15 protein-coding genes are annotated in these 18982 nt (G+C 63.0%); all 15 read right to left on the reverse strand.

Features of this window, described 5'->3' with window-relative positions; all coding sequences use genetic code 11:
- Entirely contained in the window at positions 1-492 is a 492-nt protein-coding gene (locus JKA62_RS12830) for a GNAT family N-acetyltransferase (protein ID WP_011331863.1), read from the reverse strand.
- Positions 493-503: 11 nt separating this feature from the next.
- On the reverse strand, positions 504-2600 hold the full coding sequence (locus JKA62_RS12835) for an HlyD family efflux transporter periplasmic adaptor subunit (protein ID WP_108558990.1): 2097 nt from the start codon (positions 2598-2600) through the stop codon (positions 504-506).
- Positions 2601-3920, reverse strand: coding sequence for an efflux RND transporter periplasmic adaptor subunit (locus JKA62_RS12840; protein WP_011331861.1), 1320 nt, complete (start codon positions 3918-3920; stop codon positions 2601-2603).
- On the reverse strand, positions 3917-4696 hold the full coding sequence (locus JKA62_RS12845) for an efflux RND transporter periplasmic adaptor subunit (protein ID WP_011331860.1): 780 nt from the start codon (positions 4694-4696) through the stop codon (positions 3917-3919). Before JKA62_RS12845 ends, JKA62_RS12840 begins: the two co-directional genes overlap by 4 nt.
- 83 nt (positions 4697-4779) lie before the next feature.
- Positions 4780-6231, reverse strand: a complete 1452-nt coding sequence (locus tag JKA62_RS12850) for an efflux transporter outer membrane subunit (protein ID WP_201818027.1) — start codon at positions 6229-6231, stop codon at positions 4780-4782.
- Positions 6228-7298: an HlyD family secretion protein gene (locus JKA62_RS12855; RefSeq protein WP_201818030.1), complete on the reverse strand. Its 1071-nt coding sequence runs from the start codon at positions 7296-7298 to the stop codon at positions 6228-6230. Before JKA62_RS12855 ends, JKA62_RS12850 begins: the two co-directional genes overlap by 4 nt.
- A 19-nt stretch (positions 7299-7317) precedes the next feature.
- On the reverse strand, positions 7318-8853 hold the full coding sequence (locus tag JKA62_RS12860) for an MFS transporter (protein WP_201818032.1): 1536 nt from the start codon (positions 8851-8853) through the stop codon (positions 7318-7320).
- Between the two features lie 102 nt (positions 8854-8955).
- The gene (locus JKA62_RS12865) at positions 8956-9873 is read right to left on the reverse strand and encodes a LysR family transcriptional regulator (protein ID WP_201818034.1); all 918 of its coding nucleotides are present in this window, start codon (positions 9871-9873) and stop codon (positions 8956-8958) included.
- 58 nt (positions 9874-9931) lie between these two features.
- Entirely contained in the window at positions 9932-10798 is an 867-nt protein-coding gene (locus JKA62_RS12870; RefSeq protein WP_201818035.1) for an ABC transporter permease, read from the reverse strand.
- 20 nt (positions 10799-10818) lie between these two features.
- Complete coding sequence (locus JKA62_RS12875; protein WP_201818036.1) at positions 10819-11679, reverse strand: ABC transporter ATP-binding protein; 861 nt, start codon at positions 11677-11679, stop codon at positions 10819-10821.
- A 5-nt stretch (positions 11680-11684) separates the two neighbouring features.
- A complete protein-coding gene (locus tag JKA62_RS12880; RefSeq protein ID WP_007957722.1) occupies positions 11685-12710 on the reverse strand; it encodes an ABC transporter substrate-binding protein in 1026 nt (341 codons plus the stop codon).
- An 18-nt stretch (positions 12711-12728) separates the two neighbouring features.
- Entirely contained in the window at positions 12729-13625 is an 897-nt protein-coding gene (locus tag JKA62_RS12885; protein WP_011331852.1) for a TauD/TfdA dioxygenase family protein, read from the reverse strand.
- A gap of 287 nt (positions 13626-13912) precedes the next feature.
- Positions 13913-15280, reverse strand: coding sequence for an HlyD family type I secretion periplasmic adaptor subunit (locus JKA62_RS12890; RefSeq protein ID WP_085733431.1), 1368 nt, complete (start codon positions 15278-15280; stop codon positions 13913-13915).
- Complete coding sequence (locus JKA62_RS12895) at positions 15270-17426, reverse strand: type I secretion system permease/ATPase (protein ID WP_201818037.1); 2157 nt, start codon at positions 17424-17426, stop codon at positions 15270-15272. The genes JKA62_RS12890 and JKA62_RS12895 overlap by 11 nt, the downstream gene beginning before the upstream one ends.
- 34 nt (positions 17427-17460) lie before the next feature.
- A complete protein-coding gene (locus tag JKA62_RS12900) occupies positions 17461-18813 on the reverse strand; it encodes a TolC family outer membrane protein (protein ID WP_011331849.1) in 1353 nt (450 codons plus the stop codon).
- Positions 18814-18982 lie beyond the last annotated feature (169 nt).

An 18982-nucleotide genomic window follows, 5' to 3' on the forward strand; every position in this document is an offset into this window, starting at 1 on the left:
TCAAGCCTGTGGATACCACACCAGCCGCTCCGCCGCCGGGTTGCGCTCCTCCACCGCAAAACCCAGCGCCAGGTAGTGCTGGCGCGCATGGGGGTTATTGGCCCAGACCACCGTCGCCACCGGGCAGCGCACTTGCTGCGCGGCTTTTTGCACACCTTGCAGCACGGTTCGCCCGTAGCCCTTGCCTCGGGCCTGGGGAATGAAGGCGAGGTACAACACGCGAATTTCATTGGCGCCGAAATCGGTACTGAGTGCACCGATGGCCGTGCCGAGTTTTTCCACGATGTAGTGCATGGCATTCGGATGGTTTTCCCCCATGCCCTGCTCCTGCACCTGAAACTGCTGGGCAACGATTTGCTGCACCTGTTCCTGCTCGCCGTCGATCCATTGCAGATCCGGGCGCGCCGATTGATACAAGCTTTGCAGAAACGGCCCGTCCGACGCCCGCGAAGGCCGCACCACCAATCCGTCCGCCGCCAGGTTTTCCGTCATCTTCACGCTCCCTAGAAACCGCTTTCCCTGACCCCCAGCGCCGCCATCCGGCGCCAGGCCACGCCGAGCACCGACTCGCCACTGCCCTGCAACACCACCACGCCGCGCAGCGGTTGCACCGGGGTCGCTGCCTGATCCAGCGTAGTCAAACGCACGCCATATTGCGCCTGCACCGGTTCCGCTCGATGCTGTTGATCGCGGCGCACGGCAATCGGCCCGTGGTGATCGGAAGTCAGCGCTTCCTGATCGACATAGGCCACACCGTTGGTGTCGATTTCATTGAGTTGCACCGCGATGGCGGCATGCATCGGGTCGTCGGCGATAAACCGCCCGGTGGCGCCGGGCTTGACTCGCCACAGTTCGGCCTCGGCCAGATAACCGCGCAGTCGCGTGCCGTCTTCGACCACCCGCGCCAGCGCATCCTTGCTCGACAGCCAGCGGCCCGGCGTCAGGTTCGGCAGCAGATCACGCACGGTGCCGGCGTGGGGCGCGCGTAACAGCAGACGTTCGCGTTGGGCGGTCAGGCCGCGATATTCCGCCACCGCTTCGGCGAGACGCTGCTCGACGATGCCGGCGTCGGCAGCGGTTTCACTGCGGCCGGCCTGACGGCGCATCAGCAATTGCTGAATGCGGATTTCCCGGCGGACGATGGCCTGCCGCGAATCGAGGTCCGGCGATTCCAATTCGATCAGCACGTCGCCCTGAGCCACGGTCTGACCATCCGCCACCCTCACGGCTTTGACCCGCGCCGCCGTCGGCGCGTGCAAGGCACTGGCGCGACCGCCCTCGAGCATCGTCGGCAATTCGACCGAGCTGCGCCACGGCACGATCAGCACCAGCAACAGGCCGAGTACCGCCAGGCTGCTGAGCACCACGCGAGGGCCGTGAGCCTGTTCGCGGCGGCTCCACCACTGGCGCCACTCACTCATGATTGGCAGGAAGATGAACCACACCAGCTCGACCAGCATCAGGAAGATCCCCAACACCTTGAAGAACAGGTGATAGACCGCCAGCGCGATCCCGAAAAACAACGCCGCACGCCATAACCACGAGCCATACCCCCAGATCAGCAAACGCCGCTGCATCGTCGGCGACCAAGGCTCCGGCGCCGGCGCGCCATAGCCGAACAAGAACTCACGCAGGCGCCAGCGGCAAAAGGCAAAGGCGCGGCCCTGAAGGTTGTCGACCTCCCACAAATCGCTGAGCAGAAAGTAGCCATCAAATCGCATGAACGGGTTGAGATTGACCACCAGCGTGGTGATCCAGGTCGCGCTGGCGAGCATGAACGCCGCCGTGCGACCGGGCCCGTCCGGCAGGAACGACCAGACCAGCAGCGCGATGCTCGCCAACAGCAACTCCGCCAGCACCCCGCCGGCACCGATCAGCAGTCGCGCGCGTCGATCATTGACCCGCCAGGCATCGCTGACATCGGTGTAGAACATCGGCAGCAAGACCATGAACGCCACGCCCATGCTTTGCACCCGACACCCGGCGCGCTTGGCCATGAATGCATGACCGAATTCGTGACAGAGCTTGGCAAAAAACAGCGAGATGCCGAACGCGATCGCGCCACCGAGGCTGAACAGATGCGGAAAGGTGCCGACAAACCGCTGCCAGTCCCGCGACACCAGAAACACCCCGAGCGCCAGGGTCGCCGGCAGACCGTAGCGCAAAACCCTTGGCCCAAAGCGCTCCAGCCACGGCCACGCCCGATTGAGAAAGGCATCCGGCCGCCACAGCGGAATGCGGAAAAACAGGTATTGATGCAGCAGGATTGTCCACAGGCTCTGGCGTTGCGCGAGGGCCTTGAGTGAGTAACTGGCGCGTTGCTGATCGTCGAGGGCGCTGATCAGGTCATGCCCGCGCAGGAACGTCAGCAGTTGCTCCAGCTCGACGCCGTCCAGCGGCAAACCCGGTTCACGATTGGCAGCGCGCAGCACTTGTTCGGGATCGCCCAGCGACCAGTGACGCAACAGGCGCATCGCCGCCGCGCCAAGCTTGAAGTAGCGCCCGCGCACCGGGTCGGCCAGGGTCCAGCGCGGCGAACCGTCCAATGCCGGCGCCGCGGGCGACAATTGCAGGTCGGCACGCAGGTTCGGCAGGGTCATTTACAGACCTACGCTCTGGCGCAGTCCGGCGAGCGGACGCCGCAGCAGGTACAGTGCCAGCGGCGCACGCTCGCCGAAAATTTTTGCGGTGCCGCGCAGGCCGATACGCGGCGGGGCGTCGGCGAAATTGGCGTCCAGCCGATAGGCCAACTGGCCGCCGGCGGTGGGCTGTGCCTCGTAAGCGGAACGCTCGAGGGTGGCGAGGTGGCGTTGCAACGGGTCGCTGTCGAGAAACAGCGCGACTTCGGCGCCCGGCTCCAGCGAGATCGCGTCGCCCACGGCTAGTTCGATGCGCAGTTCGGCCTGGCTCGGGTCGGCGATTTCCATCAGCCGTTCGCCGGTCTGCACTGGTTTGCCGGTCCAGCGCTCGGCATCGGCGAACACCGCAATGCCGTCGCGCTCGGCGCGCACTTCGCTGCGGTTGAGCAGTTCGCGGGCGTAGTCGCGTTCGGCGCGTTTCTGTTCGGCGCGGGCGGCCAGCAGATCGACCCGGGAGCTGGATTCGGCATCAACGAACGAGCGCTGGGAATTGGCTTTGAGTTCCGCTTCGGCGACCCCGAGTGCACGCTCGGCGACATCGGCCTGAGCCTTCAGCGTCGTGCTTTCAAAACGCAGCAACAGGTCGCCGGTTTTCACACTCTGGTTGGGTTTGACCAGAAACTCGGCGATCACCCCGTCCAGCGGTGCGGCGACAACCCGCCCGCCCTGAGGCACCACTTCGGCGGGCGCCAGCACCGACTGGCGCACCGGGATCAACAGCCCGAGCAACAACACGGCGACCAGCGCCACCTGACGTTTGCGGGTCCAGCGCAAGCGCCACGGCTTGCGTGGTTGCAACGCCAGCCAGGCGTGGCTGTAGGTGTCGCCCAGTTGCGACAGCAGCACTTGTTCGGAAGGGTTCCACGGCAGATCACGGGCCAGCCACAAACCGCCGAACACCTGACCCTGACGGTCGATCAACGGCAGCCAGAACACTTGCATGGCCGACAGACTGCGCCAGTCGGCCTGAATCGATTCACCGACCATTTCCGGCGTGATCACCCGCGCCTGTTTCAGCACATCCTGCTTGAACAACTGCGCCACGGCCTGCTCGACGAATGCCACGAACGGCGCATTCGGCTCCACTGCGCTGACCCCGGTCACCGCCTGCACCTTGCCGGCGATCAACAGCGCCGCATGGCGAAAACCGAACAGCGACTGACCGTCATTGACCAGGCTGTAGGCCAGTTGCGAAATATCATGAGCGGCGCGGGTCTGCCGTTCGAGATCGAGAAACCGCGCGAACACCTGCTCGGCGGCGCCGCTCACCGGGGCGTTCACTTAAACTCCGGAAAATGCGCGGTGCCGCTCATGCCGGCGAGCAAGCCTTTGGCTTCGGGGAGTGTTGCTACCAACAACAGCGTCTGGCTGCCTTCATCGATCCGCGCACCGAGGCGCTTGACCGTGGCGTCGATCGGCTGACCGGTTTCATCGGGCACGAAGCTGAACGACTGACCGGGCTTGAGCCTGGCCATCCAGCGCGACGGCACCAACAGATGGATTTCCAGGGTGCGGTTGTCGACCACATCGAGCAGCGGCGCACCGGCCGGCACGCTTTCATAACGCTGCACCTTGCGTTCCACCACTTGCCCATCGAACGGCGCGACCACGCTGCAACGTTTGACCTGGACTTGATAAACCTGAGATTGCGCCTGGGTTTCGCTGACCTTGGCCTCGGCCCGGGCCACTTCGAAACGCCCGACGGAATTGAGCGCCGCCAATTGCCGGTTGTGCGCCAGCTCTTCACCGGCGCCACGGCTGGCGGCCTGCGCGGCATTCAACTGGGCCTGATAGGCCGAACAGTCGAACCGCGCCAGGGTATCGCCCTTCTTGAACGACTCGCCCTCGCTGAACGGCAACTCGACGATTCGCCCGGACAACTCGCTGGCCAGCGTCGCCTGATCCCGCGCCCGCAACACCCCGCGCGCTTCACTGCTGGCCGACGCATTCGCCGCCCCGCCGTTATCCAGCAGCGGATCGTCTGGCGCGGGCGTTTGAGCCTGAACTGCACACGTTACAAAGGTCAATCCGACAACCCAACCACGAAAACGCCGCATAACCGTTACTCCCTGACGGATGCTCGGAGTCTACGACAGCGGCGATTAGCGTCAAGCGAAAGGCCATCATTCGGGTGGGAGAATCAACGCTGCGCCATCTCCCCCACCGGATACACCGACTCCCATCCCCCGCCCAACGCCCGGTACAGCCCGATCATCGCCAGTGAAACGCCGGTGGAGCTTTCCACCCATTGTTCCTGGGTGGCGAGCAGTGCGCCTTGCACGGTGAAGACGTTGACGAAGTCGACCACGCCTTCGACGTATTGCTGTTGCGCGGTGCGCAGGGCGATCTGGTTCTGGCGCACGGCTTCGGCGAGGCTGTCGCGGCGGCGCTGGCTGGCGTTGTAGGCGGTCAGCTGGTCGTCGATTTCGTGCCAGGCGCGCAGGACGGTCTGTTGATAACCGATGGCCGCTTCCTGCTGTTGGGCTTCGCGCAGTTGCAGCACGCCGCGCAAGCGGCCGCCGTCGAACAGCGGCAGGCTGAATTGCGGGCCGATGCCGAAGGCGCGTGAGCCCCAGGAACCGAAATCGCTGAGCTGCATGGCTTGCGAGCCGAGGTTGCCGGACAGGGTGATGCGCGGATAGAAATCGCCCTTGGCCACGCCGATGTTGGCGGTGGCGGCGTGCAGACGGGCTTCGGCCTGGCGGATGTCCGGGCGACGTTCGGCCAGTTGCGACGGCAGGCCGATGGCGACGGTCAGCGGCGACTGCGGCACCGGCGCATCTGTGGATAACTCTTTCGCCAGCGTCTGCGGCGGTTCGCCCATCAACAGGCTGATGGCGTTGATCAGTTGCGCCTGACGTTGCTCCAGTGCTGGCAACCGCGATTCGATGGCCGCCACTTGCGCGGCCGCTTCGGCGACGTCGAGATCGGTGGCCACACCGTCGTTGAGGCGCAGTTGTGAAAGCTTCAGGCTGTGTCGCGCCACATCGAGGTTCTGCTCGGTGACCGCGCGGGTGTTCTGTACGCCGCGCAGCTGGATGTAGTTCTGCGCGGTGTCCGCGAGTACCGCCAACAGCACGCCGCGACGGTCGTTTTCCGCGACTTCGAGGTTGGCATCGGCGGCTTCGGTCTCCCGGCGCACGCGGCCCCAGAAATCCAGCTCCCAGGAGGCCGAGAAACCGGCATCCCACAGGTTGAAGGCCGAATCGCCATTGTGTCCGGACGGGTCGTTCAGGCCTTCGCCGCTGTTGCGTTTGCGGGCATAGCTGCCGGTGGCGGCGGTCGTTGGATAACGGTCGGCGGTGATCACCTGGCGGGCGGCGCGGCTTTGTTGCAGGCGGCTGCTGGCCAGTTGCAGGTCAAGGTTGCTGCGCAAGGCGCGCTGGGTCAGGGCCGAGAGTTGCGCGTCGAGAAAGACTTCCCACCAGCGCTCGTTCAAGGGTTCGCTGACGGCCTGGCTGACGGCGGTTTTTGACGGCTTTGTCCACTCGGCAATCTGCGTGGCTTGGGGTTTCTGGAAGTCCGGGCCGACGGTGCAGGCCGCCAATGCCGACAGACTCAGGACCACTGTCAGGGACTGAAAGCGCTTCATCGCTGCGTCACCTCACGCACCGACGTCGCTGAGCTTTTGGTATCAATGCTCGCCTCCACCGACATCCCCACCCGCAAGCGTTCGGCCAGCGGCTGACCCGGATCCAGCAGAACCTTCACCGGAATTCGCTGCACAACCTTGGTGAAGTTGCCGGTGGCGTTGTCCGGTTTGACCGCCGCGAAGGTCACGCCGGTCGCTGGGGCAATGCTCTCGACGCGGCCGGTGAGGGCTTCGCCGCCGAGGCTGTCGACCCGCACCACAACGTCCTGCCCCGGCTGCACGTCGGTGAGCTGGGTTTCCTGGAAGTTGGCGACCACATAGGCCTGCTTCAACGGCACCACCGCCAGCAGCTTGCTACCCGGTGTCACGTAGGCGCCGACCCGTACGGCACGCTCGCCGATCATGCCGTCCTGGGGCGCGGTGATGCGCGTGTAGGACAGCTCGAAACTGGCGATTTCCAGCGCGGCCTGCGCGTGTTTCAAACTGCCTTCGGCGGCATCGCGCTGCGCCGTGAGGATTTCCACCTGCTTGCGTTCCGCTGCCAGTTTCGCGGTGGCCGTGTCCAGCCGCGCAGAGGCCTGATCGATCCGGGTGCGCGCCTGTTGCGCGTTCTGCACGGTGCCGGCACCGACGCCCGCGAGGTGGTTATAGCGGTTCAATTCCTGCTGGGCGAAAGCCATTTCAGCCTTGGCCGACACCACCGACGCCTGCGCCTGAGCGATCACCGAGGACTGGCGCTCAAGGGTGGCCTTGGCGTTCTGCAACTGCGCGCGGGCGACCAGGGTTTGCGCATCGGCGGCTTCGGCGGCGGCGCGCAAGTCGCGGTCATCGATCAGCGCCAGCAACTGCCCGGCCTTGACCTGTTGATTGTCTTCCACCAGCACCTCTTTGATGAACCCCGCCACACGCGGCACCACCAGGGTGAAATCGGCAGAGACGAAGGCGTCGTTGGTAGTCTGCTGAGTGCGCTTGCCGAACAGGCCGGGCATCGCCAGATACACCAGCACACCGACCGCCAGCGCAGCGGCCACAGCCACCGCGAGTTTTTGCTTTGCTTGAGTCGTCATAAAAAACCTTCTGTTCCAGTCAGGTTGGCGCGCGAGGCGGATAGATCCGCGTCGGCAGCCAGAAAATCAGCAGGATCAGCGCCACCGCGACGCCGGCCATGCACAGATAAAGATCCGAAGAAGTCAGCACCACCGCCTGTTCATGCAGGCGATGGGCGAGGCCGGGGTCGTTGCTGGCGGCCAGCGGCGAGTTGCCGAGGCGATCGACCAGCATCGTCGAGTGAAAATGCAGGCGCGAAGTGGTCAGCGCCTCGATCACGCCGGTGGCGACCACCGCCGCCAGACCTTTTACGGTGTTGAACCACGCCGAGGCGAAAGGCCCGTCCTGTGGCTGGATGCTGCCGGTCGACAGCATCAGCAACGGCAGCACCGCCATCGGCTGGCCGAAAATCTGCAGCCATTGCAGGACATAGAAATCGTCGCGAATCCATTCCGAGGTCAGCTGCGATCCGCCCAGACACGAGAGCGTCAACATGCCCAAGCCGATGCCGAGCACCCAGCGACAATCGACCCAGCGCAGGTTGCACAACGCCGCCACCAGCGGCAGCGCGATCAACTGCGGCAATGCCGCGATCAACATGATCGGCGCAGTCTGTACCGGCCGGTAACCCTGAACCTGAGCCAGGTAACTCGATGGAATCAGCACCACCGCCAGCAGCACAACCAGCACCCCGGCCAGCGTCATCAGCGCGAACGACAGGTTGCGGATGCCGAGCATCTGCAACTTGAAGAATGGAATCGGCTGCGACCATTCATTGATCAGAAACGCCACCAGCAACAGCGAACCGGCGCCGAGCAAAGCGCAGATCAGGTTCGACTCGAACCAATCCAGGCGATTGCCCTGCAACAGACCGATCACCAGCATGCAGATCGCCGGAAAGCCCAGCAGCAGGCCTTTCCAGTTGAACGACTTGAGGCGCTCCAGGCGCAGCGGATCCTGTGGAATGCCCCAGGCAACCATCGCCATGGCAATCAGGCACGGCACGATGATTTGCCAGAACGTCCACTGCCAGCCGACGTATTCGGTCCACAACCCGGCCAGCGGCGTGCCGAGACCAGGACCGAAAGTCGCGGTCAGGGCGTAACCGGCGAGGCCGTAAAGCTTGATGTTGGCCGGCAGGAATCGCAGCGCAACGGTCATCAGCATCGGCGGCAACGCACCGCCAGCCAGGCCTTGCAGGATGCGCATCAGCAGCAGGCTTTCGTAGCTCGGGGCGAACGGGCAGAGCACCCCGAGCAGGGTAAACACGCCGATGGCGCACAGGGTGAAGCGACGCAGGGAAAAGGTCACCGAGCACCACGGCGCGAATGCCATGGCCGCCACCGAGGTCGCGGTGTAGCTGGCGACCAGCCAGGTGCCTTCGTCGTAACCGATGCTCAGGGCGCCGCGAATGTCGGCCAGGGCGACCTTGGTCACCATCTCGTTGAGACCCGACACCAGCACCGCCAGCAGCACGCCGACCAGACCGATGATGATCCGCGCCCCGAACACCGGTGGCGCGGCGGCCATCGGAGCGGCAGCGGCAATCGGCGCCGTGACCGTCAGGGATGTCATGCAGGCAAACTCCGGAGGGAAAAATACCGGAGCATGGTAGTAGGGCTTAGTGCTGACGAAAATTGACTTCTTGGCAGTTTATAAGTGCACCGGACGCAATTGTCAGGGCTGTGCCGCCAGCCAGGTTTCGTCGCAGCAGGTCTTGAGGGTTTCCCGCAGCCAGCGGTGGGCCGGGTCCTTGTCAAAACGCGGGTGCCAGGCCTGGGTCAGCATCAGCGTCGGCAGCGGGATCGGCAGGTCGAACGAGCGCAGCTTCAAGCCCAGCCGCCGCACGCTGAGCAGCGCTTCCTTGGGCACTGGCAGGATCAGGTCGGAGTCCGGCAGGGCGAACATCGCCGCGTGGAAACTCGGCGCAATCACTGCCACCCGCCGCTCCAACCCCAGGGCATTCAAAGCAGTGTCGATGGGGCCACGGGCGATGCCCCGGCGGGACATGCTGATGTGGGAAAACCCGGCATAGCGTTCGGCCGTGATCTCGCCGTCCAGCAGCGGATGATCCTCGCGCACCAGACCGACGAAGTGGGTGGAAAACAGGTTCTGCACTTTGACTTCCGGCGTCACCGGGCGCGTATTGCTGACACTCAGGTCGATGCGCCCTTCGCGCAGCGCTTCATCGTCGCCATCCCCCTCGGGAACGAAACGCAACTCACAGTGCGGCGCCAGTTGATCGAGGGTGTCGAACAGCTTGCCGCCGTACACGCCAACGAAAAAATCGTTGGCGCGAATGCTGAAGCGCCGGCGCAACGTGCCCAGTTCCACCGCATCGGCCGAGCGAAACAGCAGCGCCGCCTGCTCGACCACATCCCGCACCTGCTCGCGCAGCTCCATTGCCTTGGGTGTCGGCACCAGACCGCGACCGGCACGCACCAGAATCGGATCGCCAATGGCTTCGCGGATCCGCGTCAGCGTGCGGCTCATGGCCGCCGGGCTGAGGTTCATCCGCCGCGCGGCGCCGACCACGCTGCCCTCGTCAAGCAAGGCGTCGAGGGCGACCAACAGGTTCATGTCCGGGAGTTGCATGCTGAGCACTCGTGACCGATCAGGATTGATTCGCACGCAATGCTAGCAGATCAGAAAATCAGCGCTGCATCCCCCAGCGTTTCACCGTCACCCGCTCCAGCGTGTCGAACACCAGGTTTTCCACCAGCAAGCCGATGAGGATCACCACCGCCAGACCGGCAAACACCTTGTCGGTGTACAACTCATTGCGATTCTGGAAGATGTACCAGCCCAGGCCACCCTTTCCGCTGGTGGCACCGAACACCAGTTCGGCGGCGATCAAGGTGCGCCAGGCGAAAGCCCAGCCGATTTTCAGCCCGGCGAGGATCGACGGCAGTGCCGCCGGAATCAGGATGAACAACACGAAGCGCATGCCCTTCAAGCCGTAGTTGCGCCCGGCCATGCGCAGGGTTTCCGAAACGCCGAGAAACCCGGCGTAAGTGTTCAGCGCCAGCGCCCACAACACCGAATGCACCAGCACGAATATCAGGCTGTTCTGACCCAGCCCGAACCACAGCAACGCCAGCGGCAACAGGGCAATCGCCGGCAGCGGGTTGAACATTGAGGTCAGGGTGCTGAGCAAGTCCCGACCGACCTGGGTCGAAACCGCCAGCGTGGTCAGGGCGAAGGCGAGGACGATGCCGATCAGGTAACCCTTGATCAGCACCACCAGCGAGATCCACACCTTGCCCAACAATTCACCGCTGAGCAGGCCGTCATACAGCGCGTGACTGGTCTGCAAGAAGCTCGGCAGCAGCAGGTCGTTGTTCTGCACCCCGGCCACAACCTCCCAGAGCACGGCGAGCAAAATCAGGATCACGCTTTTGCGCAGCCAGCCCTGTTGCCACAGACGCTGGCCCAGCGGCAACTCGCGCTCCACCGGGACGCTGGTCAGCGGTTGCAGATCGCTTTCGAATTCTTGACGTACGGATGATGAATGGCTCATCGGGCAATCCTCCAGGCGGTTCAATAAGCGATGCGGATATCAGTGAAATCCAGTTCGCGCTCGGTTTCCGGCGACTGCCCTTCATCGAACAGCAATCGGTGAATGCGCCGCGCCGATTCCTGAAACGCCACACCGCCGAGGCTGTGCAAATCGTATTGATGACTGTGCACTTCCGCCCTCACGCGGCCCGGATGCGGGGACAACAGCAGGATCCGATTGCCGACCACCAGCGCTTCTTCAATCGAGTGGGTGACGAACAACAAAGTGAAACGCACCTCCTCCCAGAGCAGCAGCAATTCCTCCTGCATCTTGCGCCGGGTCAGGGCATCCAGCGCGGCGAACGGCTCGTCCATCAGCAGGATTTTCGGCTGCATCGCCAGCGCCCGGGCAATCGCCACCCGCGCTTTCATGCCGCCGGACAGGGTGTGCGGATAGGCATCGGCGAACGCCGCCAGACCGACTTTTTCCAGATAATGCAGCGCGCGCTCTTCGGCTTCCTTTTTCTTCAGCGTGCGCGAAGCCAGCAGCGGAAACATCACGTTCTGTTTGACGGTTTTCCACGGTGGCAGTTGATCGAACTCCTGAAACACCACGATCCGGTCCGGCCCCGGCGCGTCGACGCGCTGGCCCTGCAGACGGATCTCGCCCTCGCACGGCGTAATGAACCCGGCGACGGCTTTGAGCAACGTGGATTTACCGCAACCGGACGGGCCGAGCAGCACGAAACGATCCTGTTGATCGACTTCGAAACTGACCTGGTGGGTGGCGCGCACGACGCGCTGCGGCGTGCGGTATTCGAGGCTGACCTGGTCGACCGCCAGCAGCGCTTGTGCGGTGGCGATAGGGTTGCTGGCCGCGTGGCCTTGCAAAGGGGCGTTCATGTCGATCAGCTCCCCTGCAACGGTTTGGCGTCCTGGAAGAAGTAGTCCTTCCACGATTCGGGTTTGTTCTTGATCGCGCCGACGCGGTAGAGGAATTCGGCGAGCGGGTAGGTGTTTTTCGGCGTGACACTGAATTCGAATTGCGGGTTGTCGATGATTTTCAGCAACGCAGCGCGGTCGATCTTGGCCTTGGTCACGCGGATGTAAGTGTCCGCCGCCGCGCCTTTATCGTTCTGCGCAAATTGCGCCGCTTCGGTCAGCGCTTCGACGAACGCCTTGTAGGTTTTCGGGTTCTCGTTGCGGAATTTCTCGGTGGCGAACAACACCGTCGGCGAGTTCGGCCCGAGCACGTCATAGGAATTGAGCACCACGTGGACGTTCGGATTTTCCAGCGCCTGATCCTGGAACGGCGGGTTGGAGAAATGCCCGGTCAGCTCGGTGCCGCCGGCGATCAGCGCCGCAGTGGCGTCCGGGTGCGGGACAGCGATGGTGTACTTGTCGAGGCGATTGAATTCCTTGTCGCCCCACTGCTTGGCGGCCGCGTATTGCAGGAAGCGCGACTGCACGGAAACGCCCACCGCCGGCACCGCGATGCGGTCCTTCTCGGTGAAGTCGGCGATGGTTTTGACCTTGGGATTGTTGCTGACCAGGTAGTACGGGAAGTTGCCCAGCGAGGCCACGGCTTTGACGTTCTGCTTGCCGTGGGTGCGATCCCAGATGGTCAGCAACGGCCCGACGCCAGCGCCGGCAATGTCAATGGAGCCGGAGAGCAGCGCATCGTTGACCGCCGCGCCGCCGGACAGCTGGGTCCAGTCGACCTTGATGTCGAGGCCTTCCTGCTTGCCGTACTTCTCGATCAGTCCCTGATCGCGCACCACGTTGAGCAATAAATAGACAATGCCGAACTGTTCGGCGATGCGGATTTCACCTTCGGCGTGGGCCACGGTCGGCGCCACCAGGCTGCCGGCGATCAGGCTGAAACCGAGGCCGATGGCCGCCGCCAGCGGTGCGAATGGAAGACGTTTGGACATGATCGGATCTCCGGCAAATCAGAAAGGCGCGTCGCCCTGGATAGTGGTGCGATACAGCTTGCGGCGCAGGTGCGCGGGGCAACCGGCGGCAAGGTGGATCAGCGAGCGGTTGTCCCAGAACACCAGGTCGTGTGGCTGCCATTGATGGCGATAGATGTTCTGCGGCAGCACGCTGTGGGCGTAGAGCTCGTCGAGCAGTTGTTTGCTCTCGTCTTCCGGCAGGCCGACGATGCGGGTGGTGAAGCCTTCGCTGACGAACAAGGCCTTGCGGCCGTTTTCCGGATGGGTGCGGACCACCGGGTGCACGACCTCGGCAACCTGAGCCAATTGCTCCGGGGTCAGGGTCGGGCGCCAGTTGCCTTCGAATTTGGTTTCGCTGTAGCGCGCGGTGTAGGAATGCGCAGCCGAGCGGCCTTCGACCGCTTTGCGCAGCGCGTCGGGCAGGCTGTCCCAGGCTTTGTGCATGTCGGCGAACAGGGTGTCGCCGCCTTCGGGCGGCAGCTCCTGGGCGTGCAGCATCGAGCCGAGGCTCGGCAGCTCTTTATAGGAAAGGTCCGAGTGCCAGAATTTGCCGGCATCGCCGAGGCCGATGTTCTGGCCGTTTTCGACGATGTTGGAAACAATGAGGATTTCCGGGTGATTGGCCAGCAGGAACTGCTTGAGCACGTGGATCTGCAACACGCCGAAACGGCGGCTGAAATCGATCTGCTGTTGCGGGGTGATGCGCTGGTCGCGGAACACCACAACATGGTGATCGAGGTGCGCGCGGTGGATGCTGGCGAAGTCTTCATCGTTGACCGGACGGGTCAGGTCGAGGCCAATGATTTCGGCGCCGACGGCACCGCTGAACGGGCGGATCTCGAAGGTTTGCGGCGCGGCAGTCGCGGCGCTTGGGGTAGCAGTAGCTGCGGACATCAATCAATCTCCCACGCACGGCACGCTCAAGGGCGCGCGCGTCGATCAGAAACTCACGCTGGATTGCGTGTTGGTTCGTGTCGTGCGGCGCGCCGATTGGTCGGCAGGTACGCAGGAGGCTGACTTTATAGCTATAAGAAGCGGAATTTAAATACTGTTAACGAATAACGATATGGCGATTGTTTAGGAATGGACTGGATGGTGAGTGACCATTTGTGTCACTTCTGGACGGAATGTGTTGGTGCGACGAACGCCTCCGCGAGTCCCTCGAAGGCGTCCGTGAAGATTTACCGTTCGTGCAACGCCTCGGCGCGCGCCCGGATGATTGGCTTGAGCAGATAGCTCAACACGGTCTTCTTGCCGGTGATGATGTCCACCGACGCCACCATCCCCGGGATGATCAGCAACGGCTTCTCGTCGGTGCCGAGATGGCTGCGCTCGGTGCGCAGCTTGATGACGTAGTAGGTGGTTTTCTTGTCTTCGTCGGTGATGGTGTCGGCGCCGATCTGTTCCAGCTTGGCTTTGAGACCGCCGTAGATGGTGTAGTCATACGCGGTGAATTTCACCGTGGCTTCCTGGCCAGGATGCAGGAACGCGATGTCCTGCGGGCGAATCTTCGCTTCGACCAGCAGGGTGTCGTCCAGCGGCACGATTTCCAACAGGTCGCTGCCCGGCTGGATCACGCCGCCGATGGTGTTGACCAGCATCTTGTTGACGATGCCCCGCACCGGCGAAGTAACGAGCGTCCGACTGACCCGGTCTTCCAGCGCCTTGCCGGTGGCCTGGGCCTTGTTCAGGTCGGTGCGGGCTTCGTTGAGCTGAGTCAGGGCTTCGCTGCGGAATTTGCCGCGAGTTTCGTCGATCTTGCGCTGCACTTCCTTGATCGCCGATTCGGCACGCGGGATCGCCAGTGTGGTGGCGTCGAGCTGACCACGGGTTTCCACTTCTGCACGCTTGAGTCGCAGCACTTCCACCGGCGACACCGCGCCCTGGGCCACGAGCGGCTCGGACATGTTGATTTCCTGGCGTTGCAGGCCGAGTTGCTGGCGGTACTGCGCCTGCTTCGAGGTGAACTCGCGCAACTCTTGCTGACGCTGGATCAACTGCTCCTGCAAGCCGCCGACTTCATCGTGCAATTGCTGACGACGGCTGACGTACAGCGATTCTTCGCTCTTGGCCTGACCCGGCACGGCTTTGAGCACGTCCTCCGGGAAATTCAGCGGACGGTCATCGACTTCGGCGCTCAGGCGCTCGACCCGCAGCAGCATCGACAAGCGATCAGCTTCGGTTTCGCCGACGTTGGAAGCGAATCGCGTGTCGTCCAGGCGAACCAGCGGTGCGCCGGCTTCGACAATCTGGCCTTCCTTGACGAACAGCTCGGAGACGATACCGCCCTCGAGGTTCTGGATTTTCTGGATCTTCGACGATGGAATCGCCTTGCCGTCGCCCTTGGTCACTTCGTCGATGACGGCGAAGTTGGCCCACAGCATCAGGAACACGAAGAAACCGATGATCGCCCAGATCGTCAGCCGCACCACACGCGGCGCGTCCTCGATCAAGGCCTTGTTGACCTCCGGCAGCGGCTGGCCCTGCAGCGAGGCAGAGCCTTTGAAGTAGCGACGGATCGAATCCTTGAAACCCGACTTAAGCAACACTGATCTGCCCCTTCTTCAACGCTTCCATCACGGCGGCTTTCGGGCCATCGGCGAGAATCTGCCCGCGATCGATCACCAGCAGACGATCCACCAGCGACAGCAGCGACGCCCGGTGCGTCACCAGCACCACGGTCTTGTTTTCAACGACTGCAGCCAGGCGTTGCTTGAGGCGCTCTTCGCCGGTGTTGTCCATGGCGCTGGTCGGTTCGTCGAGCAACAGGATCGGCGGATTGAGCAACAGCGCCCGAGCCAGGGCAACGTTCTGGCGCTGACCGCCGGACAGGTTCTGTCCACGCTCGCCGACTTGCAGTTCATAACCCTGCGGGTGCAGTCGGGCGAATTCGTGGACGCCGGCCAGTTCAGCGGCCTGCAAGACAAGTTCGTCTTCGACGTAACGGGCGCCGGAAATCAAGTTGTCGCGCAAGGTGCCGGCCAGCAGCTGGATGTCCTGCGGCACGTAGCCGATGTTGTAGCGCAACTCGCTGACGTCGATCTGGCGGATGTCGACGCCGTCCACCAGCAACGCACCGTCGTCCGGCTGATAGAGGCCGACCAGCAATTTCGCCAGCGAACTTTTGCCCGAGCCGCTGCGGCCGATGATGCCGATCTTCTCGCCGGGACGGATCACCAGGTTGATGTTCTTCAGCGCCGGATTCTGTTGCTCCGGGTAGGTGAAGCTGAGCTGGCGGCATTCGATCGCGCCTTGCAGCACCTTGCGGCTCAGCGGGCGCTCTTCGAAATTGCGCTCCTGCGGCAGCTCCATCATCTGGTCGACCGAGGTCATGGTCACCCGCGCCTGCTGATAACGAGTCAGCAAACCGGACAGCGATGCCAGCGGGCTCAGTGCGCGACCGCTGAGCATGTAGCAGGCAATCAGACCGCCCATGCTCAGGTTGCCGGCGATGATCTGGTACACGCCGAAGACGATCATGATCACCCCGGCCAGTTGCTGGATCAGCAGGGTGATGTTCATCGCCAGGCCGGAGAGCATTTTCACCCGCAGCTCGAGGCGGCTGAGAGTGCCAATGGTTTGTTCCCACTGATACTGGCGTTCGCTTTCGGCGTTGTTGACCTTCACCGCGTCGAGGCCGGCGAGGGTTTCGATCAGGCTCGACTGACGCTCGGCCCCCAGCGCCATGGTGCGTTCCATGGTTGCCACCAGCGGCTTCTGCAGTGCGTAGCCGATCAGCAGCGCAATCGGGAAGGCCAACACCGGAATCCACACCAGATGCCCGCCGAGAATCGCGATGACGATGAAGATCAGGAGGGTGAACGGCAGGTCGATCAGGCTGGTCAGGGTCAGCGAGGCAAGAAAGTCACGCAGACTCTGGAACTCGTGGATGTTCTGGGCAAAGCTGCCGACCCGCGCCGGGCGGTATTTCATGGCCATGCCGACGATGCGTTCGAATAGCGTGGCGGAGATGATCAGGTCGGTTTTCTTGCCGGCCAGATCCAGGCACAGGCTGCGCAGGCTCTTGAGGATCAGGTCGAACAGGTAGGCGCCGGTGATGCCCAGTGCGAGCACCCACAGGGTCGCTTCGGCCTGGTTCGGCACCACGCGGTCGTAGACGTTCATCACGAACAGCGGCGCGGCCATGGCGATGATGTTGATCAGGAAACTGGCAGCGATGGCGTCGGCGTACAGCCAGCGCGAACGCTTGAGGGTGTCGCGAAACCACGAGCGTGCACGCGGGATCAGCGTGCCGTGGTTGACGTCGAATTTGTGCTGGGGCTGGGCGAAGAACACTTTGCCGGTGTAGTCGTCGGCCAGCAGTTCGCGGCTGACCAGAGACTCGCCGCCGTCGCTTTCGCTGAGCAGCACCCGCGCTTCGTTCTCACCCTGCCAGCCGAGCAGGACGGCACTGCGGCCATCCTTGAGCAGCAACAGCGCCGGCATGGCAATCGCCGGAATTTCTTCAAGCTTGCGTTGCAGGACTCGCCCTTGCAGCCCGGCGCGCGCCGCTGCACGGGGCAGCAGCTCGACACTCAGGCGTTGTTTTGGCAGCGGCAGGCCGGTGGTCAGCATGGCCGCGCTGGCGGGTTTCTGATGCAGCATGCAGAGAGCGAGCAGACCATCCAGTAACGGATCGTCGTGCAACGCGCGTGGATCATGACTGAGATGAACTCGACTGACTTCTGATTCCACGCTCGACACTCTTTAGCAGTTGAAAAGGGACAACTCAATTCATCCCAGGCAGCTGGACCTTGGGCTTCACGTCGTTCTGCACAACGGATGCCAAGGGTGCGACCACTCCCTGGCTCTTGAGTAACTCGCCCATGGTCGCCTTGATTCGATACTGAGTAAATAACTGAATGTTTTTGATCTCGGCCAGACGGCGCGAAGCGGTGAACAGCTCGTTTTCACTGTCGAGCAAATCCAGCAGGGTGCGTTCGCCGAGGCTGAACTGACGCTGGTAAGCGGTGCGCACCGAGGTGCTGTGATCAACGTACTGCTGAGCGATCGGCACTTGGGCGTTGGCGTTGTTCAGGGCGTTCCAGGCCAGGCCCAGTTCTTCATTCAATTGGCGCAAGGCGTTGTTGCGGATGTCCAGCGCCTGGTTCGACAGGTAGGACTTGGACTCCAGGTCCGCCTTGTTGCTGCCGCCCGAATACAGGTTGAAGCGCATGCGCAGCATGGCCTGCCATTCGTTGTTGTGACCGTTCTGGCCGTCGAGATCGTTGTCGGCGGTGCGGCCCAGCTCGGCGTCGAAGCGCGGGTAGAAGGTCGACTTGGCAGTCTCGTATTGCTTCTCGGCCGCGGCGATGTCGGACTCGGCCGAACGCAGGATCGGGCTGTTTTCCAGCATCTGCTGGCGCGCTTCATTCAGGTTGGCCGGCATCATCGCCATGAACGGCGCCGGACGCTCCAGTTGATCGGGCATCTGGCCGACGGCGCTGAGGAAGTTGGTTTCCGAGTCGGCGAGGTTGGTCTGCTCGGTGATCAGGTTGTTGCGGGCCTGGGCCATCCGCGCTTCGGCCTGATCGAGGTCGGCACCGCTGCCGACGCCGCGCTGGGTGCGCAGCTGGATCTGGTCGTAGATGCGCTGGTGGCTCTTGAGGTTTTCTTCGGCCAGACGCACGAATTCGCGACGGGTCAGCACATCCAGATAAACCTGGGCCACGGTCAGCGCGGTGCGTTCGGAAGTGCCGAGCAAGGAATAGGCGCGGGAGTTGACGGTGGCTTGTTGACGCCCGACTTCGCTGGACGTCGCAAAACCGTCAAAAACCATTTGCGACAGACGCAAACTTGACTCGCTGCGGTTCAGGGTTTCCCAGTGATTGCCGCCACCATTGGCGCGGGTGGTGACGCTGTCGGTGCCTTCACGGCCATAACCGCCCAGCAGATCGACCTTGGGCAGGTATCCACCTTTTGCAGCCTTTAACTGATAATCCGCGGCCAGTCGGCTGTTGACCCCTGCCTGGATTTCCGGATGGACATCCAGCGCCTGCTGCATGGCTTCTGGTAAGGATTGTGCTTGTACGAAAGACGCGGCGAGAGCGAAGGGTAGAGCCTTGAACAGGTGCGAACGCATGGTAAAGATTTCCCAGAACTTCTTGTCTTGAATCACAGCAAATTGGTGAGCTGCGTCGGAAGATGGCAACCGGAATGACCGTATGTCGGAAAGTTTAAAACCGGAACTGGATCACACGCTGAAGGGCAGGTCGCCGCATAAATATCAATGTGACATTACTGGGACGATT

Source organism: Pseudomonas sp. B7, from assembly GCF_016735645.1.
Taxonomy (GTDB): Bacteria; Pseudomonadota; Gammaproteobacteria; order Pseudomonadales; family Pseudomonadaceae; genus Aquipseudomonas; species Aquipseudomonas glycinae.

What these genes read in the sequence shown, in the direction of transcription:
- JKA62_RS12865 (WP_201818034.1), bottom strand. Translation starts at nt 9,873, where the DNA reads ATGCAACTCCCGGACATGAACCTGTTGGTCGCCCTCGACGCCTTGCTT.
- JKA62_RS12845 (WP_011331860.1), bottom strand. Translation starts at nt 4,696, where the DNA reads ATGCGGCGTTTTCGTGGTTGGGTTGTCGGATTGACCTTTGTAACGTGT.
- JKA62_RS12885 (WP_011331852.1), bottom strand. Translation starts at nt 13,625, where the DNA reads ATGTCCGCAGCTACTGCTACCCCAAGCGCCGCGACTGCCGCGCCGCAA.
- JKA62_RS12835 (WP_108558990.1), bottom strand. Translation starts at nt 2,600, where the DNA reads ATGACCCTGCCGAACCTGCGTGCCGACCTGCAATTGTCGCCCGCGGCG.
- JKA62_RS12850 (WP_201818027.1), bottom strand. Translation starts at nt 6,231, where the DNA reads ATGAAGCGCTTTCAGTCCCTGACAGTGGTCCTGAGTCTGTCGGCATTG.
- JKA62_RS12875 (WP_201818036.1), bottom strand. Translation starts at nt 11,679, where the DNA reads ATGAACGCCCCTTTGCAAGGCCACGCGGCCAGCAACCCTATCGCCACC.
- JKA62_RS12855 (WP_201818030.1), bottom strand. Translation starts at nt 7,298, where the DNA reads ATGACGACTCAAGCAAAGCAAAAACTCGCGGTGGCTGTGGCCGCTGCG.
- JKA62_RS12860 (WP_201818032.1), bottom strand. Translation starts at nt 8,853, where the DNA reads ATGACATCCCTGACGGTCACGGCGCCGATTGCCGCTGCCGCTCCGATG.
- JKA62_RS12830 (WP_011331863.1), bottom strand. Translation starts at nt 492, where the DNA reads ATGACGGAAAACCTGGCGGCGGACGGATTGGTGGTGCGGCCTTCGCGG.
- JKA62_RS12900 (WP_011331849.1), bottom strand. Translation starts at nt 18,813, where the DNA reads ATGCGTTCGCACCTGTTCAAGGCTCTACCCTTCGCTCTCGCCGCGTCT.
- JKA62_RS12880 (WP_007957722.1), bottom strand. Translation starts at nt 12,710, where the DNA reads ATGTCCAAACGTCTTCCATTCGCACCGCTGGCGGCGGCCATCGGCCTC.
- JKA62_RS12870 (WP_201818035.1), bottom strand. Translation starts at nt 10,798, where the DNA reads ATGAGCCATTCATCATCCGTACGTCAAGAATTCGAAAGCGATCTGCAA.